This window comes from Acinetobacter sp. CIP A162, assembly GCF_000367905.1.
GTDB lineage: Bacteria > Pseudomonadota > Gammaproteobacteria > Pseudomonadales > Moraxellaceae > Acinetobacter > Acinetobacter lwoffii.
In genome coordinates this window covers 310422-333574 of sequence record NZ_KB849157.1, presented here as the reverse complement: position 1 = coordinate 333574, position 23153 = coordinate 310422, and the positions used below count along the sequence as shown (strand labels likewise).

The window sequence follows — 23153 nt, the reverse complement described above, 5'->3', positions numbered from 1 at the left end:
TAGGTGCTTTTTTATTGCTTTTTTCTTATTGATACCAGCCGAACAGTTTAAAGATATAAGGCACATAGGCAATGATCAGCATCGCAGGCAGCAATACTATCACTGGTAAAATCCAGCGTTCATAACGATAGTAAAAAGACAGATGGCGAACTTCCGCATCCGCTTCAGCCACCTCAGCATCGCCAATCGACTGTCTGGCCAGCAGATGATTCAGCGCAACCGGTGGCGTCACATAACCCAGCTCAAAACCAATCAGGGTAATCATCCAGAAATGAACTGGATGAATGCCATATTGGTAAGCCACTGGAGCCACGGTTGCCGAAATCAGAATCACCGCGCCAAATGGATCCATGATCATCCCGACAAAAATCATCAAGCCGACAATCAGTGAAATCACCAAAATAGTACTACTGATATCGGTCGGGAAGGCTTCCATAATTTCAATACGTTCCAGCAAGCCACCGACACTCACCGAGAGTGCCATCAGAATGACCAAGGCACCAATATGGCCCACGGTCTCACTGGTCGAAATATGCATGGACTTCCAGAAACCGACTTGACGTAAAATTTCGGTCGCCTTTGAGCGCTGCACAGCATGATCAACCACCAGTTCTTTGCCTGATTGTTCGCTATGTTCAGCTTCACGATATTCTGCATTGGCCGCAGCACCGGCTGTTGCCAGTTCAGGTGTCGATCTTGAGTTTAAAGTTGCGGTCAAAGTTTCATCCCAATGCCCCACTGCCGGCAACGGCGCAGGTTCATGACGCAACTTGTCGAACAAGACAATCATCAGCAGAATGACTGGCATCATCACCGGTGCGGTAAATTCATTCAGGTCAGTCGACAAGGCATATTTATAGAATAACCAGATCAGAATGAAAATCACGATATATGGAATAATCGCAATGAAGGCGCGACCGGATTGAGGAGCAGCCACAATAGGTGCAGCAATCCGGAATTTGTTTTCTGCAAAGAACAGGGAAATTACCAGGAATAAAGTCGAACTGAGCAGGAAGACATAAATCCCGTAGTGATAGAGTAAGTCGGTGGTCACTTCTTTATTCAGTGATGCCACAACGACAATCAGCAAGCAAGGACGTAAAACCACGCCCAGTGAACCAGACATTGCAGTGGCGGCCAATGCAAACTGACGGCGTCCGCCCGCATTCCAGACTTCCTTGTAAATAATCGCACCTGCGGCAATTACGAAAATCCCTGATGCTCCGGTATAGGCGGTCGGTAATGCAGCTGCCAGCAAGATTAACCAGGTCAGGGTTTCAGGGGCCAGATTCCATGGACGCAGAATATTCAGGAACATGTCCACGACACGGGTCTGTTTCAGCAACATACCGGCCCAGATAAACAAGGCCAGATTTAGGAAAATACTGGAAAACTCTACCAATTGACCGAGGTAAATCCCCTGTCCCATTGGATAGTCCATAAAAAAGGTGAAATTTATTCCGGTAGTAATGGCCATATAGGCATACAGCGGCACACTCAAAAAGGCCAGACCAAAACTGCCACCTTCGCGCGTTGGTTTTGGCTGTTTGATCACCTGATACAGGCTGATCAAGGTGAGTGTGCTGAACAGAATCATCCACAACCAGTAGATGTACTTCATCTCCCCCATCGGCACGCCCGAGTTCAATACGGACTGATATTGGCTATAGGATGAAAATGCCAGGAAAGCATTAGCGACCAGCATGGCGACCGAATAAACTTTAAAGTCGATACGCGTGCTCGGGCTACGTAAGCCAATATGATGGGTTTTTAGAGTGGCACTGATCGCAGCAAAGACCACCATGATGACCAGAAGCAAAGCCCGGTTTTCCGTACCAAACTTGAAGATTCCAAAAAAAGAGGTTTCAAACGTCCGATAAGCCCGAATACTTGGATGAGCTTGCACATGTTGAATGGCTTTATCATAAAACAGGTAGGATTCTTCACAGACCTGCTGTGCCTGTAACACCGCAGCACGGACATCCGCTTCCGAACGCACCCCGAAGAAGTCGGCATATTCATCGGCTGCATCGGCTTTTATCTGCTGCTGAACGCGTTGATCAACATTAATATTGCGTTCACATTGTGGACGCGTCGGCTCAGCCCTTAAAAATGAATATTGCATTCCTGTTGCCGGATCGCCGTAAATACGCTCCCCCATACGCAGCAACTGACCGTGAATCATTTCCCCGGTGCCAATAATCAAAGTGAGCAAAAGTAAAACCAGCACGACGAAGGTCGAGATCCACTCTGTCCATATATAACGCAACAGACCTAATCCTGATCTGTTTTGATCATTATTTTGCATGTGTATTCCTATTTTTATTTTAGCGGCCTGATGCTTGGTCTAGGACGCTGATCTTCCCTTCTGCCTAGAAAATTCCTTTTCAAAGGTCAGGATCTTTATTCTATGTTTTGACTTTGCATGAAAATTGGCACAATAAAAATGACAATTTATATTTTCTTTTTGTATTTTCTGCCAAGTAAATTATTTATCTCTGCACTTTAATTATCCCGAAAATAATTGCTCACAATATAGATCAGCGCCAGAATCACGCCCCAAATCACCCCAAGTAAATGTGCCTCAACCAAAACCGGACTACCGATCAGCTGCGCCGTTCCGACATTGCCAATGGTGTTTTCCCAGACCAGTTTGGCAAAAATCAAAAATAATACCAGCGCCGCAAAGCCGCGTTCCCGCTTATACAGCAAATGTACACAGGCTACGGCGACATAGGCACCATGCAGCACGCCCGACAGGCCAGCATAGGCTTCAATATTGGGTAAGAAAAAATAAAAGCTTAAACTGATCAACGGTGGCAAGATCAGCAAAATGGCACAGAAATGCCAGACGGTAGCGCGTGGAAAAATGAAAGGTAAACAGATAAAGGCGAGAATGTTTAGAAAGTAATGAATCCAGCTCACATGTACCCAGTGCGCTGTCCAGAGTCGCCAGAATTCACCCAGCAGACTCTCTTGCCAGTAGATAAAATGATCCTGAAAAATTTGCAGACATGCAGAGAGAGAGACAAAAGCCGCTAGAAAAATAATTTTTCGTCGAAAATGTTGATCTAGCATCGGCCTGTTGTCCTCCCTGACCATCTAATTTGACTTCATCCCTGAAGCTTCATGCATAGTATCTGCATTACAGATCCGCACTGAACAGATCATCGAGCTCGGAAGAACTGTCGGATTCATCCCAGAAACGTTGCATGCCATCATCGCCACTACGTATACCAGTATTTTCTGTCCAGTAACGATCTGATATGCCACTGACCATAATCGCGGCCATGCTGTCAATCAGCTTGAATTGCGGATTTACCGGTTTTTCCTCCGTACGGGCCTGAGCAAAGGTTTTCAAGGCATCCCGAACTTTGGCATCATCGCCACTGGCCTGAGCCGCTACGGCATACAAGGCATGAGATAAACGTACACCTTTTTGCTCACCAATTTGTGTAGATTGTTTTAATGTTTGGTAAGGGTCAGGCTTGCCTTCCCCTGCGCCTGGCAACAAAGTCCAGATCACCGCACGGGTGGCATTCGGCGCACCCCAGAATTTCGCGTTATCCAGACACACCATGCCACGCTCGACCACGGCAGCAATATCTTTCGGTACATGCACTGCACCACCCGAGTTAATATCATTGGTCATGGCCTGCAAGCCACTGAGCATACCCAACAGATAAACCGTTTGCTCGATATCACTGTTCATGCGTGGGCATTCTTCACCCAGGGCTTTTTGGTATTTCTTTTCATAACGGCTCTGGAACAGTTGATAACCGGTATATTGACGCTGTGCTGCCAGTGTCGCCCAGCGCTTCTGCTCGATTCGGGCATCTTGAGCTTCTGCCACCTGATTGGTTTTTGAAGCACGTAAATAGCGTAACTCGGCTTCCAGCGCTTTTTGCTCGGCACAAATACCGGCAGCCGAATACATCAGCACGGCCACCCGTGTTGGATCCGCCCCCATTTCTTTGGTCGCCATAATGGCCGGCGTTAAAGAATTCCCTGAATTACACACCATTTCAGCATCATCCATCGCTAAAATCGGCGGTACAATATGGTTTTCGGTGAAACCCAGTGCAACATTGGCACCGGTTTTAATGACCTGAGAACACCCCGTCAAAACTGTTGTTGTTATTGCAATGGTCGCCATACCTTGGCATATTTTACGGACGCCTGACATTTTCCTGTCCTCTATAATTGTGATTATGTCCATCTTTCTGCTAAAGATATCAGAAGCATTTTGTGAATAAAAGAGTATTTACTCTAATTTAGACGAGACACTTTGCCATTAAATAGCCACGCTGCAATTGACTGTATTCAGGAGAATCCCAAATTTTGGGCAAAAAAAAGTAGCATTGCGACGGTTCAGCACATGCTACTTATTAACTGTACAAGCAGAAAAATGATAAAACCCTGCTTGGTTAAGATGAAAACTTATCCTTCAGCACCGTCCCGATTCGTCCTACTACCAAGGCTAAAACAATCGCGACGATCAAATACATCCACACTGGAAATTCCATCAAGGTCTCCCGTAGTTGCTGTTGGTGAGTTAAATGTACAGGCTAAAAATAAAACATAGGGAATAAATTGTCAGACAATTTCTCTAAGTTATGCATTAACCGTAATTTTTGTCTGACAATAAAAATAGAAAGTTGATCTAAATATTTGTTTTATGAACATTTTAATTAAATCATTAAAATGTGTTTGTCTTATAACTAAACTAATTTAGTCAGTACTTTTAAAGACTTCCATTGTTTGAACGGCAATTGATCACACCAGATCAGTAAAGGTCGCGCCTTGGCATGCTGGAAATACACCACAATATACGCCTGATGATCAATGACATGACTGATGAATACCCGACGGGTCGGTCGTGCTTTGGTAGTCAAGGACCATTCACGTCCATCGAGATATTCAAACTGCTCTATCTGTGGCGTCTTACGATAAAACAGCTGATAAATTACCAAGCCTATGACAACACATACTGCCCAAATTGCAATCGGTAATAACTGATACAACAGATACATCAGCAGTGCAAAAATAAACAGCTGAAACGCCAATGCACACAGACTGCGTTTCAGCTTGAAGCAACGATTATCCATGAACGTAAAATTTAAGCTTCTTGATAAAATCTTTTAGTTCAGGGCGTGGCGGCTCGGACACTTCCATAAACCAGTCCAGCAAATCCGGGTCTTCCTGCTCAACCAGTTCTGCGAACATCTGCTTTTCGAAAGGCTCAGCATTCAGGTAGTAGTTTTTGACGTAGGGATCAAAATATACATCCAGTTCTTTTAGACCACGACGCGCACGATAAATCACCTTGCGCTCTTCCAAGCTAATGTCATCAGTCATCGAATTTCCCCAACTCGTTATAAACCCGAATAGTTTACCTGAAGCGCTGGCTGAATTTCGAGGGATTTCATAGAAATGACCAAAAGCATCAACAGATTTAAGTCATTTGAACATTCCGCTCATTGCTGCTGATCTTGGCATGGCCTAAGTTAAACCAAACAGATCAAAATAAGGAATAACAAGATGCAATCTGCAGCCATTCGCCCACTTGCTCCGATGCTGCCGCGCCAACTCTTTACTACCGAACATGAGGCTTTTCGCGAGACGGTACGTAAATTTTATGAGAAAGAAGTCATTCCACATACCGAGCGTTATGAAAGTCAGCAGCATGTAGATCGAGAGCTGTGGAATAAAGCCGGTGAGCTTGGATTGCTCTGCGCTACCATGCCTGAGGAATATGGCGGTTCTGGCGTAGACCGGCTGTATAGCATGATTTTGATTGAGGAACAGGCCTATGCCGGAGATTCAGCGACTGGGTTTTCGCTACATTCGGATATCGTCGCCAATTATCTGCTGAATTTTGGCAATGATCGCCAAAAACAATATTGGCTACCCAAAATGGCGTCTGGAGAGGTCGTCACCGCGATTGCCATGACCGAACCGGGAACTGGCTCTGACCTGCAAGCAGTCCGTACCTCTGCTGTATTGGATGGCGATGACTATGTGATTAATGGTTCCAAGATCTTCATTACCAATGGCTATCTCTGTGAGATGGCGATTGTGGTCTGTAAAACGGGGAATAGTGACAAAGGCTCGGCCAATCTCTCATTAATTATGGTCGAAGCCGACCGAGCCGGATTTAGCAAAGGTAAACCGCTGAATAAAATCGGCATGAAAGGCCAGGATACTTGCGAGCTGTTCTTTGATAATGTCCGTGTCCCCAAAGAAAATCTGCTGGGAATGCAAGGCATGGGTTTTATGATGCTAATGAAAGAACTGGCCTGGGAGCGCCTGATTGTGGCGATTATCTGTCAGGCAGGCGCTGAAGCCGCTTTCGCACATACAGTGAAATATACCAAGGAGCGTCAGGCATTTGGCAAGAGCATCAGCCATTTTCAAAATACCCGTTTTAAACTGGCAGAACTACGTACCGAGATCGATGTGTGCCGCACTTATCTGGATCGCTGTATGCAGCTGCAACTCAATCACGAACTGGGCGTAGATGCCGCTGCTGCGGCCAAATACAAGATTTCAGAAATGTACAGCAAAGTCGTAGATGAATGTCTGCAATTGCATGGCGGCTATGGTTATATGCTGGAATATCCGATTGCCCGTGCCTATATCGACAACCGTGCCAATCGGATTTACGCGGGTACCAATGAAATCATGAAAGAACTCATCGCCCGTTCACTTTAAAATGGATTCATAAAAAAGGAGTCTCTTAGGACTCCTTTTTCTGTATGCAAAAATATAACTTTAAGAAACCAGACGCGGTTTATGCTTTAAAGCATTGCTGTTTTTTCTAAATTTCAGCACCCCATCTTCAAAGGAAGCCTGTTTGAGTTCCTTGCGGTCTGCGAGATAATTATTGCTGACTTTCCACGGAGCATGTTTACCCTGCTTTGGCATCACATCCGCAGCACGGGCAATATAACCCGAACTGAGACTGCCCATGACGGTATCCTGAAGCAATTCGCTCTGATCTCCCTGAGGAATCACCTGCGCATAACCTTGCTGATCCATATAGTTCAACAAACGGCAAATATACTCAGCTGCAATATCGACTTTAAGCGTCCAGGAGGCATTAATATAGCCAATAATCAGCGCCATATTTGGTATATCACTGACCATGATGCCTCTATACAGCATATGCTGTGAGGTATCGATAGGCTGACCATCCATCGTCGCCTGAATCCCGCCGAGGATTTGAATATTCAGACCCGTTGCAGAAACAATAATATCAGCATCCAGATGTTGACCTGATTTCAGCTGAATTCCAGTTTCGGTCAAGGTTTCTATCTGATCCGTTGCAACCGATGCCTGCCCTTCACGTAAAATTTCAAACAGATCCCCATCCGGCACCACACAGAGACGCTGATCCCAAGGTTCATAATTCGGGGTAAAGTGCTTCATGTCCACTTTACCTTTCAGCTGGAATTGCACCGATTTAAGCAAAAGTGATTTTAATAATTTTGGCTGTTTCTGTGCCAAAGCATAAATCCCGCGCTGCATGCCGATATTACGCGCACGTGTCAGCTTGTAGGCGACCTCCTCAGGCAGATATTTACGCATTTTTGAATAAATAAAATCGACCGAAGGCACAGAGGCAATATAAGTCGGTGAACGCTGCAACATGGTCACATGACCTGCTCCACCTTTGACCATCGCAGGAACCAAGGTAATCGCGGTCGCACCACTACCAATAATGACCACCTTTTTGCCTTTATAGTTTAAATTTTCCGGCCAATGTTGCGGATGAATAAACTCACCTTTGAATGCAGTTTGATTTGGAAACTCCGGCTGAAAACCCTGATCATAATTATAATAACCGGTACAACCCAGTATAAAGTTGGCGATCCAGATCTGCGTCTTACCCTGTGCGTCCACAATCTCTACTGACCATTTGCAGGTGGCAGAATCATAATTAGCACTCAGAACCCGATGCTGGAAATAGATTTTTGGCTGAAGTTTAAACTCTTCTACCACTTCAGCAAGATAATTTTTGATGGATGCGCCATCGGCAAGCACGCTTTCTTTCTTCCAGGGTTTGAAATTAAAACCAAAAGTCGACATATCCGAATCAGAACGGATTCCCGGATATTTAAACAGATCCCAAGTTCCACCAATACTTTCGCGGCGTTCAATAATCTCAAAAGAGCGTTGCGGACAATGTTTAGAAAGATGCGCTGCCAGACCAATCCCCGAGATCCCCGCACCCACAATTAAAATATCTACCTGCTTTTCCATGTTGTTTTTTTACCTAAGCGATGCTATCTGTTTTTATTAAATCACAAAACTGACAATACACAATGTCAAGTTTATTAAAAAGACGTTATTTTTTTATCTTTTGAGGCCAGATCCAGTTATACGAGATTAAAAGTCAGACTAAATTAAAATATACAGACAATAAAAAAGGCCGGTTTATTCAACCGACCTTTTCGAACAACTTGCGTTATTCTTCACGAAATTAGTTAACTTCGCGATCTACTAGCTCAACGTAAGCCATCGGTGCAGCATCACCTGCACGGAAGCCCGCTTTAAGAACACGTAGATAACCGCCGTTACGCTCTTTGTAACGAGGGCCAAGAACGGTAAATAATTTACCAACAGTTGCTGCTGAACGAGTACGAGCAAACGCCAAACGACGGTTTGCTACTGTATCGTTTTTAGCTAAAGTGATTAAAGGCTCAGCTACACGACGTAACTCTTTTGCTTTAGGCACAGTTGTTTTGATCAACTCGTGCTCGAACAAAGAGTTAGCCATGTTTTGGAACATCGCTTTACGATGACTGCTTGTACGGCCTAATTTCACACCACTATTACGATGACGCATGGTGATAGTCCTACTTAATTAACGGCTACGATAGGCGAAACGATCGTCCATACGGAGACTAGCCGGTGGCCAGTTCTCTAAACGCATGCCGAGTTGTAAGCCTTTAGAAGCCAGAACATCTTTGATCTCAGTAAGCGATTTTTTACCCAAGTTAGGAGTTTTAAGCAACTCAACTTCGGTACGCTGTACAAGATCACCAATGTAGTAAATGTTTTCTGCTTTCAAACAGTTAGCAGAACGAACAGTTAGCTCTAGATCATCTACTGGGCGAAGCAAGATTGGGTCAACTTCTTCACGAGGCTCTTGAGCAACAGGTGCTTGATCTTTCTGAAGGTCAACGAAGATCGCAATTTGTTGCTGCAAAATAGTTGCAGCTTTGCGGATCGCTTCTTCAGGATCTACAGTACCATTGGTTTCAAGATCAATGATCAGTTTATCAAGGTCAGTACGTTGTTCTACACGCGCGTTTTCCACGGTGTATGAAACACGTTTGATTGGGCTGTAAGAAGCATCTAACTGCAAGCGACCCACTGGGCGAGTTTCGCCTTCTGGGAAGCGTGAATCAGAAGTCTCGTAGCCACGACCTTGAGCCACTTTCAGACGCATTTTCAATGAGCCTGAGGCACTTAAAGTACCGATCAAATGTTCAGGGTTAACCACTTCAACATTATGAGGTAAACGAAGGTCAGCCGCAGTTACGTCGCCTGCACCTTGTTTCTCTAATGTCAAATATGCTTCATTTTGATCGAACAGCTTAATCGACAATCCTTTTAGGTTCAGCAAGAGCTCGACGATGTCCTGCTGCAAGCCTTCCAAAGTACTGTACTCGTGCTCGACCCCTTCAATCTCAACTTCTACCACAGCTGCGCCAGGTAGAGAAGAAAGAAGGATGCGACGTAAAGCATTACCAAGAGTATGACCAAAGCCACGCTCTAATGGTTCTAGAATAACTTTTGCCGAGGTCCCGCTTGCCGCTTCGACCTTGATCGCTTGCGGAGTTAGAAACTCATTTGCAGTACGCGTCATATTGCTTCCTCAAGGATTATTTAGAATACAATTCTACAATCAAGCTTTCGTTGATTTCAGCAGGTAAATCAGAACGATCCGGTGCAGCTTTGAACGTACCTTCTAATTTAGAATGGTCAATTTCCATCCAAGAAGGCATACCACGTTGAGTAGCTAATTCAATTGCGTTTTTGATACGTAATTGTTGCTTAGCGCCTTCGTGAACTGCGATCACATCACCTGCTTTAACTTGGATAGACGCAATGTTAACACGACGGCCATTCAAAGTGATGCTACGGTGAGATACTAACTGACGAGCTTCTGCACGAGTAGAACCGAAACCCATACGATAAACAACGTTATCAAGACGGCTTTCAAGTAGCTTCAACAGGTTTTCACCAGTTGCGCCTTTAACACGAGCAGCTTCTTTATAGTAGTTACTAAATTGACGCTCTAAAACACCGTACATGCGACGTACTTTTTGTTTTTCACGTAATTGTAGTGAGTACTCAGATTGTTTACCACCACGAGCCCCGCCGTGTTGGCCAGGAACTTTCGCATGTTTTTTTGTCTTAACATCAAACGGTTTAACGCCTGATTTAAGTTGCAGGTCTGTCCCTTCGCGACGAGAGAGTTTGCATTTTGGACCAATATAACGAGCCATGAATGTTTCTCCTTACACGCGACGTTTTTTAGGTGGACGGCAACCGTTGTGCGGGATTGGCGTCACATCGGTAATGCTGTTAATTTTATAACCCACTGCACCTAAAGCACGAACCGCAGATTCACGACCAGGACCAGGACCTTTTACAAGGACGTCCAAGTTTTTCAAACCGTAGTCTAAAGCAGCTTTACCAGCAACTTCAGCAGCTACCTGAGCAGCGAACGGAGTTGATTTACGTGATCCACGGAAGCCTTGTCCACCTGAAGTGGCCCAAGCCAGTGCATTACCTTGACGATCGGTAATAGTCACAATGGTGTTATTAAAAGAAGCGTGAATGTGTGCGACACCTTCAGAGACGGTACGAGTGACCTTCTTGCGTGCGCGAGTATCTTTAGCCATCTTTTAGCTTCCAGAAATCTTATTTCTTAATAGGTTTGCGCGGACCTTTACGGGTACGAGCGTTAGTTTTGGTGCGTTGACCGCGGACAGGCAAGCTGCGACGATGACGAAGACCGCGGTAGCAGCCTAGATCCATTAAACGTTTAATGTTCATGGAAATTTCGCGACGTAAATCACCTTCGGTCGGAACCTTAGCAACTTCTGCACGAATCGCATCAAGCTGAGCGTCATCTAATTCACGGATCTTAGTAGTTGGAGCAATACCAGCAGCAGCTAAGATAGCTTTTGAAGTATGGCGACCAATACCAAAGATATACGTTAGAGAGATAACAGCGTGCTTGTTATCCGGAATGTTTACACCGGCAATACGAGCCATTCAATTTTCTCCAAAAAGGCAGTAGATAATCAACCGCCCCACAAAAATCTTGAGGGGCGGATAATAACCTAATTCGCCTACAGAAATCAACAGGTCTTAATCAGATTAACCTTGACGCTGCTTATGACGAGGTTCTGCGCTACAAATTACGCGGATAACCCCATTACGACGGATAACTTTACAGCTACCACAAATTTTCTTAACAGAAGCTTGTACTTTCATGATGAAACCTCAAGTGCGCTTATCCCTTAGGATGAGCAGTCGTTTTTCTCATTAACGTTTGATTATCGTATTGGTGCGAAGTGAGGTGTGATTGCAGCTGAGCCATAAAGTCCATCACTACTACCACAACAATCAGCAAAGAGGTACCACCCAAATAGAATGGAATACCAAATGAACTTTGCAATACCATCGGCATCAAACAAATGACTGCGATATAAATCGCGCCAATAAACGTCAAACGATTGAGAATATGATCTAAGTAACGAGCAGTTTGCTCACCTGGACGTATACCAGGCACGTAAGCTCCGCTGCGTTTCAAGTTCTCTGACACTTCTTTAGGACTAAATACCAGTGCTGTATAGAAGTAACAGAAAAAGATAATTAACGCACCAAAGAGCACCAAATACAACGGCTGACCAGGCGACAACACCAATGCTACATCTTGCAGGCTACGCTTAATAAATCCAGCATTTGGATCTGCACTACCCACCCACTGACCTAAGCTCGCAGGGAACAAAAGCAATGAGCTGGCAAAAATTGCCGGAATCACACCCGCCATATTAATTTTTAATGGCAAATGTGTCTGCTGTGCAGTAAATACACGACGACCTTGTTGTTTTTGAGCATAGTTTACCGGAATACGACGTTGCGCTTTCTCGATAAACACGATCGCTGCCAAAACACCCAGAGATAACAAACCAAAAATTACCAAGCCAATCAGGCTGGTCTGGCCATTATCTACAGATGAGAAAGATTGCATAATCAGATTAGGCAATCCGGCAACAATACCCGCGAAGATGATCATGGAAATACCATTCCCCACCCCACGCTCGGTAATCTGTTCACCCAACCACATCAAGAACATGGTCCCCGCAACCAATGAGGTTACTGCAGGAACATAAAAAGCCAAACCAGTATTCAGGGTAATCCCCTGACTGATCAGGCCTGCACACATACCTACCGCCTGTACTAGCGCTAAGAATAATGTGCCTTGTCGTGTGTATTGATTAATTTTACGTTTGCCTTGCTCGCCTTCTTTCTTTAAAGCTTCCAGCGAAGGAACCACAGTTGACATCAACTGCACGATAATCGATGCAGAGATGTATGGCATGATCCCGAGAGCAAGAATAGACATTCGTTCTAATGCCCCACCAGAGAACATGTTAAACAAACCAAGGATGGTACCTTGGTTTGCATTAAACAAGTTTTCTAACGCAGCATTATTGATGCCTGGTACTGGAATATGCGCTCCTAGTCGAAACACCAACAACGCACCAATGAGAAACATCATTCGACGAATAATTTCACGGTATTTCACATGAAATGGTTGGCCTTTCATCATGTTGACATGACCTGAAGAACTAGGAGTCATAGACACTGGGGATTACTCCTCGACTTTGCCGCCAGCAGCTTCAACAGCAGCTTTAGCGCCTTTAGTCAATGCAACACCTTGAACAGTGAATGCACGAGTAATTTCACCAGAAAGTACGATACGAGCACGGATCATGTCTTTACGTACAACGTTCGCAGCTTTTAAAGTTTCAAGAGACACGATGTCGCCTTCAACTTTAGCAAGCTCAGATAAACGTACTTCAGCAGTTTTCAAAGCCAATTGGCTAGTGAAGCCGAATTTAGGCAAACGACGATAAAGTGCTGTTTGACCGCCTTCGAAACCTGGACGAGTACCACCGCTCTTACGTGAGTTTTGACCTTTGACACCACGGCCACCGGTCTTACCAACGCCAGAACCGATACCACGGCCTAAACGAAGGTTGTCACGTTTAGCACCTTCTGCAGGTGCAATTGTATTTAAACGCAGAGTCATGGCTTATTCCTCTACACTAACCATATAGTAGACTTGGTTGATCATACCACGGTTAGAAGGTGTGTCTAACACTTCTACAGTATGACCAATACGACGCAGACCTAAACCTTGCAGGCTAAGCTTGTGATTTTTCAAGCGGTGCGATGCAGATTTAGTCTGGGTAACTTTAATCGTTTTCATGATTGATTACCCTTGAATTTGTTCTACTGAAAGACCACGTTTCGCAGCAACCTTTTCAGGAGTAGTCATATCACGCAAACCATTGAAAGTTGCGTTTACTACGTTAGCAGCGTTAGTAGAACCACGGCATTTAGTCAACACGTTACGTACGCCTACAGCTTCTAGAACTGCACGCATAGCGCCACCAGCAATTACACCTGTACCTTCAGAGGCAGGCTGCATGAATACGCGGCTAGCGCCGTGACGTGCATGAATTGGGTGCTGTAACGTACCATCAACAAGGTCAACAGTAATCATATTGCGACGAGCAGCTTCAAGTGCTTTAGAGATAGCAGCTGGAACTTCACGTGCTTTACCACGACCAAAACCTACGCGACCATTACCATCACCCACAACAGTTAATGCTGTGAAAGAGAAGATACGACCACCCTTAACAACTTTGGCTACACGATCAACGGCAACCAGCTTTTCAACAAGACCTTCGTTTTGTTCAACTTTAGCCATGATTAGAACTCCAAGCCGTTTTCACGAGCAGCATCAGCCAAGGCTTTGATACGACCATGATATTTAAAACCAGAACGGTCAAATGCAACTTTAGTAACACCAGCTGCTTTAGCGCGTTCTGCGATTAAAGCACCTACTTTTTGAGCTGCTTCAACGTTACCAGTTGTACCCGCACGTAGAGTAGCGTCTAAAGTAGAAGCTTGCGCTAATACTTTGCCACCATCTGCAGAGATAACTTGAGCATAGATGTGACGCGGAGTGCGGTTTACACACAAACGAGTCGCACCCAATGCACGGATGTGCAAGCGTGTGCTTTTCGCACGACGCAAACGGGATTGTTTCTTTTCGTTCATAAGAACCTCGCGCCTTATTTCTTCTTAGCTTCTTTACGAAGTACAACTTCGTCAGAATAACGAACACCTTTGCCTTTATATGGCTCTGGTGGACGGTAACCACGGATATCTGCAGCAACCTGTCCTAAAGCTGCTTTATCAGCAGATTTAAGAATGATTTCAGTTGCAGTTGGAGTTTCAGCAGTTACACCTGCAGGAAGTGCATAATCGATCGGATGAGAGAAACCAAGGTTAAGATGAACAACGTCACCTTTAACCGCAGCTTTATAACCAACACCGATAAGCTGTAACTTACGTTCGAAACCTTCGCTAACACCTTTTACAAGGTTGTTAAGCACAGCGCGAGCAGTACCAGCTTGCATCCAAGCGTCTTTCGACTCTTGTACTGGAGCAATAGCTAGAATACCGTCTTCCTGTTTAAGCTCGACCAGCGCATGCAGGTTGAAAGACAATGTACCTTTAGTGCCTTTCACTTCGACCTGCCGGCCGTTCTGAGTAACTGTTACACCGTTAGGTACAGTTACTGGGGCTTTAGCCACACGAGACATGAGGAATCACCTATTAAGAAACAAAAGCAATAACTTCACCACCAACGCCTGCAGCACGTGCAGCGCGATCAGTCATGATGCCTTTGCTTGTAGAAACAATTGCAATACCTAAACCTTGCTTAACGCTAGGAAGTGCATCTTTACCGCGATACTGACGTAGACCTGGACGGCTTACGCGCTTCACAGTTTCGATAACTGGTTTGCCTTCGAAATACTTTAAAGTCAAAGTAAGAGTTGGTTTGCCTTCAGCATCCGCAACTTCTACGTTTGAAATATAACCTTCTTGTTGAAGTAAGTTAGCAATTGCTACTTTCAACTTAGAATTAGGCATAGAAACAGTTTGTTTCTTTGCCATTTGTGCGTTACGAACACGTGTTAGCATGTCGGCAACGGTATCTTGCATACTCATCTATAGTGCTCCTTACCAGCTTGCCTTAACAACGCCAGGTACATCACCTTGCATTACTGTTTCACGTAATTTGTTACGGCTTAAACCGAACTTACGGAAGTAACCATGAGGACGACCAGTTAAACCACAACGGTTACGTAGACGTACTGGAGATGCATTACGTGGTAATGCTTGTAATTTCATCATCGCTTCGAAACGTTCTTCGTCTGATGCATTTACGTTTGCAATAACAGCTTTTAATTCAGCACGTTTTACAGCGTATTTAGCAACAGTAGCTTCGCGTTTCAATTCGCGATTAATCATACCTTTCTTAGCCATATCGACCTCTTATTTGAACGGGAAGCCGAATGCACGCATAAGCGCACGGCCTTCGTCATCGGTGCGAGCAGTCGTAGTAATGGTAATATCCATACCACGAATACGATCAATCTTGTCAAAATCGATTTCAGGGAACATGATTTGTTCCTTAAGACCCATTGAGTAGTTACCACGACCGTCGAATGATTTCGCAGAGAAACCACGGAAGTCACGGATACGAGGGATCGCAATCGAGATCAAACGGTCCAAGAATTCGTACATACGTTCGCCGCGTAAAGTAACTTTACAACCGATCGGCCAACCATCACGGATTTTAAAACCAGCGATTGATTTACGAGCTAACGTAAGTACTGGTTTTTGACCAGCGATAGCTTGCATATCTGAAAGAGCACCATCAAGGAGTTTTTTGTCAGCAGCAGCTGCGCCAACACCCATGTTGATCGTGATTTTAGTGATGCGAGGAATCTCCATCACATTCTTAACGCCCAATACTTCTTGTAATTGAGCTTTAAGTTCGTCGTTGTAACGTGTTTTAAGTCTGGCCATGGCCTATATCAACCTATTACTTCGCTACCGCCACTGATTCACCATTTGATTTGAATACGCGAGTTTTCACGCCATCAATCACTTGGTAACCAACACGGTCAGCCTTTTGGGTTGTAGCATTAAAAACTGCCACGTTTGAAATATGAAGCGAAGCTTCCTGAGTTACAACGCTACCTTCAGCGCCTGTAGCACGGTTTGGCTTCTGATGCTTCTTCACCAAGTTAAGGCCTTCAACCTTAACACGGTCATTAGAAACAGACAGAACAGTACCCTGTTTGCCTTTTTCTTTACCTGCGATCACAATTACTTGATCGCCTTTTTTAATCTTAGCCATGATCGCCTCTTATAGAACTTCAGGAGCCAATGAAATAATTTTCATGAACTGTTCAGTACGAAGTTCACGAGTCACTGGTCCGAAAATACGAGTTGCAATCGGCGCTTTGTTGTTGTTCAAAATAACAGCAGCGTTATCATCGAAACGAATCACTGAACCGTCTGCACGACGGATACCGAATTTTGTACGAACCACAACCGCATTCATCACGTCACCTTTTTTAACACGTGCGCGTGGAATTGCTTCTTTTACAGTAACTTTAATAATGTCGCCAACAGAAGCATAACGACGATGCGAGCCACCAAGTACTTTAATACATTGTACGCGGCGTGCACCACTGTTGTCTGCTACGTCGAGCATAGTTTCGGTCTGAATCATTGCCCTACTCCAAAACCGAGCAACACCGGTCGAAATTTCGAAAGGCTCAAAGAGTACTCGAAATTGACCGATGATGCAACAAGAACGTTAATTACTCAGCAGCTGCTTCAACAACTTCAACTAAAGTCCAAGACTTAGTTTTAGAAATTGGGCGGCTTTCTTTAATGGTTACAACATCACCAGCTTTCGCTGTGTTGTTCTCATCATGAGCATGTAATTTTGTTGAACGGCGGATTAATTTGCCATACAACGGGTGTTGAACTTGGCGTTCAATAAGAACAACGATAGATTTATCCATCTTGTCGCTTACAACTTTGCCAGTTAACGTGCGGACTGTTTTATCACTCATTGTCCGTTCCCCTGTTTTTCGGTAAGGAGGGTCTTAATACGAGCAATAGTCTGACGAGTAAGTGCAACTTCATGCGATTTACCCAATTGACCAGTTGCTTTCGCCATACGAAGACGGAATTGGTTAAGCTGTTGCTCATCAAGCAAAGCTGTCAACTCTTCTACCGACTTTTCACGTAGATCTTTAGTTTTCATTACATTACCGTCCGAGTCACGATAGCGGTTTTAAACGGAAGCTTAGCTGCTGCAAGCGTAAACGCTTCGCGAGCCAATTCTTCGTTAACACCATCAATTTCGTACAAGACTTTACCTGGTTTGATTTGGCAAACCCAATATTCCACAGAACCTTTACCTTTACCCATACGCACTTCAAGAGGCTTAGAAGTAATCGGCTTGTCCGGGAATACACGGATAAAGATCTTACCACCACGCTTAATACGACGGCTAATTGTACGACGCGCTGCTTCAATTTGACGCGCAGTCATTTGACCACGTTCAACTGATTTAAGTGCAATAGTACCGAAAGATACTGTGCTACCGCGGTGTGCTAGACCAGTGTTACGGCCTTTCTGCACTTTACGGAATTTAGTACGCTTAGGTTGCAACATGGATTATTCTCCTTTTTCAGCAGAACGATCATTGCGACGACCACGACGCTCTTGACCTTCACCACGACCACGACCGCGTTTAGCTGGACGCTCTTCTGCTGGAGCTGGGTTCATGACTTGTTTCATGCCGCCCAAGATCTCACCACGGAAGATCCAAACTTTAACACCGATCGTACCGTAAGTAGTCTCAGCACGCATAGTCGCATAGTCGATATCTGCACGAAGCGTATGTAGAGGTACACGACCTTCACGATACCACTCAGTACGAGCAATCTCAGCACCACCTAAACGGCCTGAAACTTCTACTTTGATACCTTTAGCACCAGCACGCATGGTGTTTTGTACCGCACGCTTCATAGCACGACGGAACATTACACGTTTTTCCAATTGAGAAGCGATAGCTTCAGCAACTAGACGCGCGTCTAAGTCTGGACGATCAATTTCATTGATACTTACTTGCGCAGGAACACCCATAATAGATGTCAATTCGCGTTGTAGTTTCTCAATATCTTCGCCTTTTTTACCGATCACGATACCTGGACGAGCAGTGCTAATAGTTACTTTAGCAGCGCCTGTAGGGCGTTCGATAAGAATATTGCTGATCATCGCGTTTTTAAGTTTTTTGATCAAAAACTCACGAACTTGAAGATCTTTAAGCAAGTATTCAGCGTATTGTTTCGGATTCGCATACCAGTTAGCGTTATGACGTTTCACAACACCTAGGCGGATACCGATTGGATGAACCTTCTGACCCATATCAAACCCCTACCTTAACGGTGATGTGACAAGTACGCTTAGTAATACGATCTGCACGGCCTTTAGCACGTGGCATAATACGTTTCAGGCTCATGCCTTCATCAACGTAGATCGTAGAAACTTTAAGGTCGTCTACATCTAAACTGTTATTGTGTTCAGCATTTGCAATCGCAGATTCCAACGCTTTCTTAACTAGAACTGCAGCTTTTTTGTTGCTGAAGTTAAGGATGTTAAGAGCGTGCGCAACAGATTTGCCGCGGATAAGATCTGCAACCAAACGAGCTTTTTGTGCCGAGATAGCGGCACCGCGTAATTTAGCAGTTACTTCCATCATAGCACCCATTAACGTTTAGATTTCTTGTCAACACCGTGACCGCGATAGGTACGAGTTGGTGCAAATTCACCAAGCTTGTGACCAACCATGTGCTCAGAAACGATCACAGGAACGTGGTTACGGCCATTGTGTACAGAAATTGTTAAACCAACAAAATCCGGGAGGATCATCGAACGACGCGACCAAGTTTTGATCGGCTTACGGTTATTAGCCGCGATAGCCGCTTCAACCTTAGCGAACAAGTGCGCATCGACGAATGGGCCTTTTTTCAGAGAACGAGGCATTGTCAGATTCCTTTACTTGTTACTTAACGCGACGGTCGCGAATAATCATCTTAGTCGTACGCTTATTGGTACGTGTCTTGTACCCTTTAGCTTTTTGACCCCATGGGCTTACAGGTTGAATACCTTTGTTACGCCCTTCACCACCACCATGTGGATGGTCAACTGGGTTCATCGCCATACCACGAACGGTAGGACGAACACCACGCCAGCGTGATGCACCAGCTTTACCTAGTGAACGAAGGTTGCTTTCTGAGTTAGATACTTCACCTAACACAGCACGGCATTCAACGTGAATTTTACGCATCTCGCCTGAACGCAGACGAACGATAGCGTAAGAACCGTCACGACCCAACAGCTGAACTGAAGTACCAGCTGAACGAGCTAACTGCGCGCCTTTACCGATTTTAAGTTCGATGTTGTGAAGAGTAGAACCGATAGGCATGTTGCGAAGCGGCAAGCAGTTACCTGGACGAATTGGAGCATCGTTACCAGACTGTACTTTATCGCCAGCGCGAAGGCCTTTAGGAGCGATGATATAACGACGCTCACCATCAGCATACAATACAAGTGCAATGTGTGCAGTACGGTTAGGATCGTATTCGATACGCTCTACAGTTGCAGGAATACCATCTTTGTTACGTTTAAAATCAACTAGACGGTAGTGCTGCTTGTGACCGCCACCAACGTGACGAGTCGTGATGTGACCGTTATTATTACGGCCGCCAGTACGTTTTTTAGCTTCAACCAACGGAGAGTATGGTGCGCCTTTGTGAAGGTGATCGTGAACCACTTTCTCTACAAAGCGACGTCCTGGAGACGTTGGCTTACATTTTTGAATAGGCATAATTCTCGTCCTTATTCCGCTGTGCTTTCAGCGGTATCGCCCAAGTCAGCCATTTCAACATCTTGGCCAGCTTTCAGGGTGACGTATGCTTTTTTAACATCAGAACGACGTCCTAATGTTTTACCAAAGCGTTTAGACTTACCTTTAGTGATAGTCGTGTTAACTTTAACAACTTCCACACCAAAGAGTTGTTCCACTGCTTTTTTGATTTCAAGCTTGTTTGCATTTAATGCAACTTTAAACACTTGAACACCAGCAGTTTCACCTAAAACTTGTGCTTTTTCTGAGAATACAGGTCCTTGCAGGACTTGATAGATACGTTCGTTGTTCATCCGAGTTCTACCTCAATTTTCTTAGCAGCAGCTACAGACATAACAACTTTGTCGAACGCAATCAAGCTAACCGGATCGATTGCAGCAGCATCAACCACATCAACGTGTGGAATGTTGCGCGCAGCAAGATACAGGTTCTCATCAACAGCATCAGTAACGATCAATGCGCGAGTCGCATTCAAGTCGTTAAGTTTTGCAAGCAATTCTTTAGTTTTTGGAGCTGCAACAGCAAACTCTTCAACTAAAACTAAGCGATCTTGACGAACAAGTTCAGCTAGGATGCATTGCATAGCACCGCGGTACATTTTACGGTTTACTTTTTGAGACCAGTCTTGTGGACGAGCAGCAAAAGTTTTACCACCGCCAACCCAGATTGGGCTACGAATAGAACCAGCACGAGCGCGGCCAGTACCTTTTTGACGGAATGGCTTGCGACCACCGCCAGAAACGTCTGCACGTGATTTCTGAGCTTTTGAACCTTGACGGCCACCAGCTAAATAAGCTGTAACCACTTGGTGAACAAGAGCTTCATTAAATTCACGACCGAACGCAACTTCTGATAATTCAACAGCAGAGCCGGAAACAGTATTTAAATTCACGTTATTTCCCCTCAGGCCTTGATCGTAGGACGAACGATTACGTCGCCACCAGTAGCACCAGGAACCGCGCCTTTAACAACTAGAACTGAACGTTCTGTGTCGATAGCAACGATCTCAAGACCCTGTGTAGTTACGCGTTCAGCACCTAAATGGCCAGCCATTTTTTTGCCTTTGAATACGCGACCAGGAGTCTGGTTTTGACCAGTAGAACCTAAAACACGGTGAGAAACTGAGTTACCGTGAGTTGCATCTTGCGTACGGAAGTTCCAACGCTTAACACCACCTTGGAAACCTTTACCTTTAGATTGACCAGTTACGTCAACAACTTGACCAACTTGGAACAATTCAACGGTAAGCGTACCACCAACCTCACGACCTTCAAGATCAGCTTCTGTAGCACGGAATTCTTGAACTAGACGACCAGCTGCAACACCCGCTTTCGCGAAGTGGCCTTTCTGAGCGTTAGTTACGCGAGATTCGCGACGTTCACCAGTAGTGATTTGAATCGCTTGATAACCATCAGTTTCAAGCGTTTTGATTTGAGTGATGCGGTTAGGATCAACCTCAATCACTGTAACAGGCACAGAAACACCAGCATCTGTAAAGATACGTGTCATACCGCACTTGCGACCGACTAAACCAATAGCCATGTGCATAAACCTCTAAAAAAGCGGCCTAATTAACTTAGAGTGTTAATTAACCCGAAAGCCTTAACCCAATGCGATCTGAACATCAACACCAGCTGCAAGATCTAACTTCATCAATGCATCTACAGTTTTGTCTGTAGGTTGAACGATGTCGATCAAACGCTTGTAAGTACGGATTTCGTACTGGTCACGCGCGTCTTTGTTTACGTGTGGTGATGTTAAAACGTTAAAACGTTCAATGCGTGTTGGCATTGGAATTGGACCACACACTTGTGCGCCAGTACGTTTTGCGGTTTCTACGATTTCTTGAGCTGATTGATCAATCAGGCGATGATCAAAAGACTTAAGACGGATACGAATTCTCTGGTTAGACATACCAGTAAACTCCAAGCCAAATATATAAAGAATCACTCTTGACGCATCTCACCCCACTTTATGTGGGCAAGTGTCAAGAGCAGTGAAATATCACTAAGGTCATGATCGATGCCACGACTGTAACGATAGTTAACTACTTTATTCGCAGTTAACCCCCTTCCTATTGAAGGGTCGCTTATTATAGCCATTGTTTAATGCATAAGCAAATCTCTTTTATGGTTTTATCCAAGTTTTCAATTTATGACTTAAAACAATAGTTTATTGTGTAAATATTAGGCAGTTTTTGCCAGAACATATTCTATAGCACGATTTAATATCTGATTTCCTTCAATAAATTTTTGCTTCGTGGTTTTTTTTAATTCAAATAAATTTTGCACATATTTTCCTGAAAATTGCACAAGCTCTTCTTCATTTTCCAAAAACAATGCCAGGGTTTCCGGCGTGATTTCAGGATGAAACTGGAAGCCCAATACATTTCTGCCCAACTGGTACATCTGATTACGACAGGCTTCATTTTCTGCCAGATGGACTGCACCTTTGGGCAATTCAAATGTTTCATTGTGCCATTGCAGAATATTAAACTGCTCCGGCAGGCTAAAACACGTCTCTGGTAGATTCGCCACTCTGTGCACCGTGGTCCACCCCAATTCTTGTTCTGGATTGCGACTAACACCTGCACCCAAAGCATTTGCAATCAACTGCCCACCCAGACACAGGCCAATTGCCGGTTTACCATGCGAAAGATAGCGACGCAACCAGCGTTTTTCTATTTTTAACCAAGGGAAATTTGCTTCATCATTCACACTCATGGTTCCCCCCATAATGATCAGCAAATCCACCTCTTCCACTGCAGGCAGCGCCTCGATCTCCAGCGGCCGATCCACGGGTAAAGCAAAAAATTCAGTCGCGGTAATGTGCGCCTGATGCTGCTTTAAAAATTCATAACAACTACCAAAACCTTCACCAGCAATATGCTGAAAATAATGCACTTTTAAATGCGACTTCATGCTCCTCAACCTATTTTTTTAGCTATATAGATTTAGGTTTTGCAAAAATGAAGCCAACTTTTTATAAGACTTGTTGTTTTTAAACAATTCACAACGTAACTGGCAGT

35 protein-coding genes and 1 pseudogene are annotated in these 23153 nt (G+C 44.6%); 1 reads left to right on the top strand and 35 read right to left on the bottom strand.

Annotated elements, in window-relative coordinates:
- Positions 1–25: 25 nt before the first annotated feature.
- The 5 genes from F995_RS01895 to F995_RS01875 form a co-directional block, all read right to left on the bottom strand.
- On the bottom strand, positions 26–2308 hold the full coding sequence (locus F995_RS01895; protein WP_004645069.1) for a TRAP transporter large permease subunit: 2283 nt from the start codon (positions 2306–2308) through the stop codon (positions 26–28).
- Between the two features lie 197 nt (positions 2309–2505).
- Positions 2506–3078, bottom strand: coding sequence for a rhombosortase (rrtA, locus tag F995_RS01890; RefSeq protein ID WP_004281478.1), 573 nt, complete (start codon positions 3076–3078; stop codon positions 2506–2508).
- 67 nt (positions 3079–3145) lie between these two features.
- The gene (locus F995_RS01885) at positions 3146–4186 is read right to left on the bottom strand and encodes a hypothetical protein (protein ID WP_004645068.1); all 1041 of its coding nucleotides are present in this window, start codon (positions 4184–4186) and stop codon (positions 3146–3148) included.
- Positions 4187–4721: 535 nt separating this feature from the next.
- Entirely contained in the window at positions 4722–5108 is a 387-nt protein-coding gene (locus tag F995_RS01880; RefSeq protein WP_004645066.1) for a hypothetical protein, read from the bottom strand.
- Positions 5101–5358, bottom strand: a complete 258-nt coding sequence (locus F995_RS01875; RefSeq protein ID WP_004645065.1) for an FAD assembly factor SdhE — start codon at positions 5356–5358, stop codon at positions 5101–5103. The genes F995_RS01880 and F995_RS01875 overlap by 8 nt, the downstream gene beginning before the upstream one ends.
- A 183-nt stretch (positions 5359–5541) precedes the next feature.
- Here F995_RS01875 and F995_RS01870 point away from each other — a divergent pair, with 183 nt between their 5' ends.
- On the top strand, positions 5542–6714 hold the full coding sequence (locus F995_RS01870) for an acyl-CoA dehydrogenase family protein (protein WP_004645063.1): 1173 nt from the start codon (positions 5542–5544) through the stop codon (positions 6712–6714).
- A gap of 60 nt (positions 6715–6774) precedes the next feature.
- Here F995_RS01870 and F995_RS01865 read toward each other — a convergent pair whose 3' ends face one another.
- The 30 genes and pseudogenes from F995_RS01865 to F995_RS01725 form a co-directional block, all read right to left on the bottom strand.
- On the bottom strand, positions 6775–8265 hold the full coding sequence (locus F995_RS01865) for a flavin-containing monooxygenase (RefSeq protein ID WP_004645062.1): 1491 nt from the start codon (positions 8263–8265) through the stop codon (positions 6775–6777).
- Positions 8266–8485: 220 nt separating this feature from the next.
- On the bottom strand, positions 8486–8851 hold the full coding sequence (gene rplQ, locus F995_RS01860; RefSeq protein ID WP_004281488.1) for a 50S ribosomal protein L17: 366 nt from the start codon (positions 8849–8851) through the stop codon (positions 8486–8488).
- Positions 8852–8869: 18 nt separating this feature from the next.
- Positions 8870–9877, bottom strand: a complete 1008-nt coding sequence (locus F995_RS01855) for a DNA-directed RNA polymerase subunit alpha (protein ID WP_004281489.1) — start codon at positions 9875–9877, stop codon at positions 8870–8872.
- 16 nt (positions 9878–9893) lie between these two features.
- Positions 9894–10520: a 30S ribosomal protein S4 gene (gene rpsD, locus F995_RS01850; RefSeq protein WP_004281490.1), complete on the bottom strand. Its 627-nt coding sequence runs from the start codon at positions 10518–10520 to the stop codon at positions 9894–9896.
- Positions 10521–10532: 12 nt separating this feature from the next.
- The gene (rpsK, locus tag F995_RS01845) at positions 10533–10919 is read right to left on the bottom strand and encodes a 30S ribosomal protein S11 (RefSeq protein ID WP_004281491.1); all 387 of its coding nucleotides are present in this window, start codon (positions 10917–10919) and stop codon (positions 10533–10535) included.
- A gap of 19 nt (positions 10920–10938) precedes the next feature.
- Entirely contained in the window at positions 10939–11295 is a 357-nt protein-coding gene (gene rpsM, locus F995_RS01840; RefSeq protein WP_004281492.1) for a 30S ribosomal protein S13, read from the bottom strand.
- A gap of 105 nt (positions 11296–11400) precedes the next feature.
- Positions 11401–11517, bottom strand: a complete 117-nt coding sequence (gene rpmJ / locus F995_RS16215) for a 50S ribosomal protein L36 (protein ID WP_000867907.1) — start codon at positions 11515–11517, stop codon at positions 11401–11403.
- Between the two features lie 19 nt (positions 11518–11536).
- Complete coding sequence (secY, locus tag F995_RS01835; protein WP_171057005.1) at positions 11537–12856, bottom strand: preprotein translocase subunit SecY; 1320 nt, start codon at positions 12854–12856, stop codon at positions 11537–11539.
- A gap of 45 nt (positions 12857–12901) precedes the next feature.
- Positions 12902–13342, bottom strand: a complete 441-nt coding sequence (gene rplO, locus F995_RS01830; RefSeq protein WP_004281494.1) for a 50S ribosomal protein L15 — start codon at positions 13340–13342, stop codon at positions 12902–12904.
- 3 nt (positions 13343–13345) lie between these two features.
- On the bottom strand, positions 13346–13522 hold the full coding sequence (gene rpmD, locus F995_RS01825; protein WP_004281495.1) for a 50S ribosomal protein L30: 177 nt from the start codon (positions 13520–13522) through the stop codon (positions 13346–13348).
- Between the two features lie 6 nt (positions 13523–13528).
- Complete coding sequence (rpsE, locus tag F995_RS01820) at positions 13529–14026, bottom strand: 30S ribosomal protein S5 (protein ID WP_004281496.1); 498 nt, start codon at positions 14024–14026, stop codon at positions 13529–13531.
- Between the two features lie 2 nt (positions 14027–14028).
- Positions 14029–14379: a 50S ribosomal protein L18 gene (rplR, locus tag F995_RS01815; RefSeq protein WP_004281497.1), complete on the bottom strand. Its 351-nt coding sequence runs from the start codon at positions 14377–14379 to the stop codon at positions 14029–14031.
- A 14-nt stretch (positions 14380–14393) separates the two neighbouring features.
- Complete coding sequence (gene rplF / locus F995_RS01810) at positions 14394–14927, bottom strand: 50S ribosomal protein L6 (protein ID WP_004645059.1); 534 nt, start codon at positions 14925–14927, stop codon at positions 14394–14396.
- A 13-nt stretch (positions 14928–14940) separates the two neighbouring features.
- Complete coding sequence (gene rpsH, locus F995_RS01805) at positions 14941–15336, bottom strand: 30S ribosomal protein S8 (RefSeq protein WP_004281499.1); 396 nt, start codon at positions 15334–15336, stop codon at positions 14941–14943.
- 12 nt (positions 15337–15348) lie between these two features.
- Positions 15349–15654, bottom strand: a complete 306-nt coding sequence (rpsN, locus tag F995_RS01800) for a 30S ribosomal protein S14 (protein WP_004645058.1) — start codon at positions 15652–15654, stop codon at positions 15349–15351.
- 9 nt (positions 15655–15663) lie between these two features.
- Positions 15664–16200, bottom strand: coding sequence for a 50S ribosomal protein L5 (gene rplE, locus F995_RS01795; protein WP_004645057.1), 537 nt, complete (start codon positions 16198–16200; stop codon positions 15664–15666).
- A 16-nt stretch (positions 16201–16216) separates the two neighbouring features.
- The gene (gene rplX / locus F995_RS01790) at positions 16217–16534 is read right to left on the bottom strand and encodes a 50S ribosomal protein L24 (protein WP_004281502.1); all 318 of its coding nucleotides are present in this window, start codon (positions 16532–16534) and stop codon (positions 16217–16219) included.
- 9 nt (positions 16535–16543) lie between these two features.
- Complete coding sequence (gene rplN / locus F995_RS01785; RefSeq protein WP_004281503.1) at positions 16544–16912, bottom strand: 50S ribosomal protein L14; 369 nt, start codon at positions 16910–16912, stop codon at positions 16544–16546.
- Between the two features lie 91 nt (positions 16913–17003).
- Positions 17004–17261, bottom strand: coding sequence for a 30S ribosomal protein S17 (gene rpsQ, locus F995_RS01780; protein ID WP_004281504.1), 258 nt, complete (start codon positions 17259–17261; stop codon positions 17004–17006).
- A complete protein-coding gene (gene rpmC, locus F995_RS01775; RefSeq protein ID WP_004281505.1) occupies positions 17258–17455 on the bottom strand; it encodes a 50S ribosomal protein L29 in 198 nt (65 codons plus the stop codon). Before rpmC ends, rpsQ begins: the two co-directional genes overlap by 4 nt.
- A complete protein-coding gene (gene rplP, locus F995_RS01770; protein WP_004281506.1) occupies positions 17455–17868 on the bottom strand; it encodes a 50S ribosomal protein L16 in 414 nt (137 codons plus the stop codon). The genes rpmC and rplP overlap by 1 nt, the downstream gene beginning before the upstream one ends.
- Positions 17808–18624: pseudogene (gene rpsC, locus F995_RS01765) on the bottom strand (30S ribosomal protein S3). Before rpsC ends, rplP begins: the two are co-directional and overlap by 61 nt.
- A 1-nt stretch (position 18625) precedes the next feature.
- Complete coding sequence (gene rplV / locus F995_RS01760) at positions 18626–18955, bottom strand: 50S ribosomal protein L22 (protein ID WP_001982638.1); 330 nt, start codon at positions 18953–18955, stop codon at positions 18626–18628.
- An 11-nt stretch (positions 18956–18966) separates the two neighbouring features.
- Positions 18967–19242, bottom strand: a complete 276-nt coding sequence (gene rpsS / locus F995_RS01755; RefSeq protein WP_004281508.1) for a 30S ribosomal protein S19 — start codon at positions 19240–19242, stop codon at positions 18967–18969.
- A 19-nt stretch (positions 19243–19261) separates the two neighbouring features.
- Complete coding sequence (rplB, locus tag F995_RS01750) at positions 19262–20086, bottom strand: 50S ribosomal protein L2 (protein ID WP_004281509.1); 825 nt, start codon at positions 20084–20086, stop codon at positions 19262–19264.
- A gap of 11 nt (positions 20087–20097) precedes the next feature.
- On the bottom strand, positions 20098–20418 hold the full coding sequence (rplW, locus tag F995_RS01745) for a 50S ribosomal protein L23 (protein ID WP_004281510.1): 321 nt from the start codon (positions 20416–20418) through the stop codon (positions 20098–20100).
- Positions 20415–21017, bottom strand: coding sequence for a 50S ribosomal protein L4 (rplD, locus tag F995_RS01740; RefSeq protein ID WP_004281511.1), 603 nt, complete (start codon positions 21015–21017; stop codon positions 20415–20417). Before rplD ends, rplW begins: the two co-directional genes overlap by 4 nt.
- 11 nt (positions 21018–21028) lie before the next feature.
- Positions 21029–21667, bottom strand: a complete 639-nt coding sequence (gene rplC / locus F995_RS01735; protein ID WP_004645054.1) for a 50S ribosomal protein L3 — start codon at positions 21665–21667, stop codon at positions 21029–21031.
- Positions 21668–21727: 60 nt separating this feature from the next.
- Positions 21728–22039 (bottom strand): 30S ribosomal protein S10, encoded by a 312-nt coding sequence (gene rpsJ, locus F995_RS01730; protein ID WP_000070912.1) that lies wholly within the window; start codon positions 22037–22039, stop codon positions 21728–21730.
- A 272-nt stretch (positions 22040–22311) separates the two neighbouring features.
- The gene (locus F995_RS01725) at positions 22312–23046 is read right to left on the bottom strand and encodes a type 1 glutamine amidotransferase (RefSeq protein ID WP_004645052.1); all 735 of its coding nucleotides are present in this window, start codon (positions 23044–23046) and stop codon (positions 22312–22314) included.
- Positions 23047–23153 lie beyond the last annotated feature (107 nt).

What these genes read in the sequence shown, in the direction of transcription:
- F995_RS01870 (WP_004645063.1), top strand. Translation starts at nt 5,542, where the DNA reads ATGCAATCTGCAGCCATTCGCCCACTTGCTCCGATGCTGCCGCGCCAA.
- F995_RS01855 (WP_004281489.1), bottom strand. Translation starts at nt 9,877, where the DNA reads ATGACGCGTACTGCAAATGAGTTTCTAACTCCGCAAGCGATCAAGGTC.
- rpmC (WP_004281505.1), bottom strand. Translation starts at nt 17,455, where the DNA reads ATGAAAACTAAAGATCTACGTGAAAAGTCGGTAGAAGAGTTGACAGCT.
- rplV (WP_001982638.1), bottom strand. Translation starts at nt 18,955, where the DNA reads ATGGAAGTAACTGCTAAATTACGCGGTGCCGCTATCTCGGCACAAAAA.
- rplB (WP_004281509.1), bottom strand. Translation starts at nt 20,086, where the DNA reads ATGCCTATTCAAAAATGTAAGCCAACGTCTCCAGGACGTCGCTTTGTA.
- rpmD (WP_004281495.1), bottom strand. Translation starts at nt 13,522, where the DNA reads ATGAAAACGATTAAAGTTACCCAGACTAAATCTGCATCGCACCGCTTG.
- rpsM (WP_004281492.1), bottom strand. Translation starts at nt 11,295, where the DNA reads ATGGCTCGTATTGCCGGTGTAAACATTCCGGATAACAAGCACGCTGTT.
- rrtA (WP_004281478.1), bottom strand. Translation starts at nt 3,078, where the DNA reads ATGCTAGATCAACATTTTCGACGAAAAATTATTTTTCTAGCGGCTTTT.
- F995_RS01880 (WP_004645066.1), bottom strand. Translation starts at nt 5,108, where the DNA reads ATGGATAATCGTTGCTTCAAGCTGAAACGCAGTCTGTGTGCATTGGCG.
- rplR (WP_004281497.1), bottom strand. Translation starts at nt 14,379, where the DNA reads ATGAACGAAAAGAAACAATCCCGTTTGCGTCGTGCGAAAAGCACACGC.
- rpsS (WP_004281508.1), bottom strand. Translation starts at nt 19,242, where the DNA reads ATGCCTCGTTCTCTGAAAAAAGGCCCATTCGTCGATGCGCACTTGTTC.
- rpsK (WP_004281491.1), bottom strand. Translation starts at nt 10,919, where the DNA reads ATGGCTAAAGATACTCGCGCACGCAAGAAGGTCACTCGTACCGTCTCT.
- rplN (WP_004281503.1), bottom strand. Translation starts at nt 16,912, where the DNA reads ATGATTCAGACCGAAACTATGCTCGACGTAGCAGACAACAGTGGTGCA.
- rpsD (WP_004281490.1), bottom strand. Translation starts at nt 10,520, where the DNA reads ATGGCTCGTTATATTGGTCCAAAATGCAAACTCTCTCGTCGCGAAGGG.
- F995_RS01725 (WP_004645052.1), bottom strand. Translation starts at nt 23,046, where the DNA reads ATGAAGTCGCATTTAAAAGTGCATTATTTTCAGCATATTGCTGGTGAA.
- rpsN (WP_004645058.1), bottom strand. Translation starts at nt 15,654, where the DNA reads ATGGCTAAGAAAGGTATGATTAATCGCGAATTGAAACGCGAAGCTACT.
- rplC (WP_004645054.1), bottom strand. Translation starts at nt 21,667, where the DNA reads ATGGCTATTGGTTTAGTCGGTCGCAAGTGCGGTATGACACGTATCTTT.
- F995_RS01885 (WP_004645068.1), bottom strand. Translation starts at nt 4,186, where the DNA reads ATGTCAGGCGTCCGTAAAATATGCCAAGGTATGGCGACCATTGCAATA.
- rpsE (WP_004281496.1), bottom strand. Translation starts at nt 14,026, where the DNA reads ATGGCTAAAGTTGAACAAAACGAAGGTCTTGTTGAAAAGCTGGTTGCC.
- F995_RS01875 (WP_004645065.1), bottom strand. Translation starts at nt 5,358, where the DNA reads ATGACTGATGACATTAGCTTGGAAGAGCGCAAGGTGATTTATCGTGCG.
- rplW (WP_004281510.1), bottom strand. Translation starts at nt 20,418, where the DNA reads ATGAACAACGAACGTATCTATCAAGTCCTGCAAGGACCTGTATTCTCA.
- rplX (WP_004281502.1), bottom strand. Translation starts at nt 16,534, where the DNA reads ATGGCTAAGATTAAAAAAGGCGATCAAGTAATTGTGATCGCAGGTAAA.
- rplP (WP_004281506.1), bottom strand. Translation starts at nt 17,868, where the DNA reads ATGTTGCAACCTAAGCGTACTAAATTCCGTAAAGTGCAGAAAGGCCGT.
- rpsH (WP_004281499.1), bottom strand. Translation starts at nt 15,336, where the DNA reads ATGAGTATGCAAGATACCGTTGCCGACATGCTAACACGTGTTCGTAAC.
- rpmJ (WP_000867907.1), bottom strand. Translation starts at nt 11,517, where the DNA reads ATGAAAGTACAAGCTTCTGTTAAGAAAATTTGTGGTAGCTGTAAAGTT.
- rplO (WP_004281494.1), bottom strand. Translation starts at nt 13,342, where the DNA reads ATGACTCTGCGTTTAAATACAATTGCACCTGCAGAAGGTGCTAAACGT.
- rplE (WP_004645057.1), bottom strand. Translation starts at nt 16,200, where the DNA reads ATGGCCAGACTTAAAACACGTTACAACGACGAACTTAAAGCTCAATTA.
- rpsJ (WP_000070912.1), bottom strand. Translation starts at nt 22,039, where the DNA reads ATGTCTAACCAGAGAATTCGTATCCGTCTTAAGTCTTTTGATCATCGC.
- F995_RS01865 (WP_004645062.1), bottom strand. Translation starts at nt 8,265, where the DNA reads ATGGAAAAGCAGGTAGATATTTTAATTGTGGGTGCGGGGATCTCGGGG.
- rpsQ (WP_004281504.1), bottom strand. Translation starts at nt 17,261, where the DNA reads ATGAGTGATAAAACAGTCCGCACGTTAACTGGCAAAGTTGTAAGCGAC.
- secY (WP_171057005.1), bottom strand. Translation starts at nt 12,856, where the DNA reads ATGAAAGGCCAACCATTTCATGTGAAATACCGTGAAATTATTCGTCGA.
- F995_RS01895 (WP_004645069.1), bottom strand. Translation starts at nt 2,308, where the DNA reads ATGCAAAATAATGATCAAAACAGATCAGGATTAGGTCTGTTGCGTTAT.
- rplQ (WP_004281488.1), bottom strand. Translation starts at nt 8,851, where the DNA reads ATGCGTCATCGTAATAGTGGTGTGAAATTAGGCCGTACAAGCAGTCAT.
- rplF (WP_004645059.1), bottom strand. Translation starts at nt 14,927, where the DNA reads ATGTCTCGTGTGGCTAAAGCCCCAGTAACTGTACCTAACGGTGTAACA.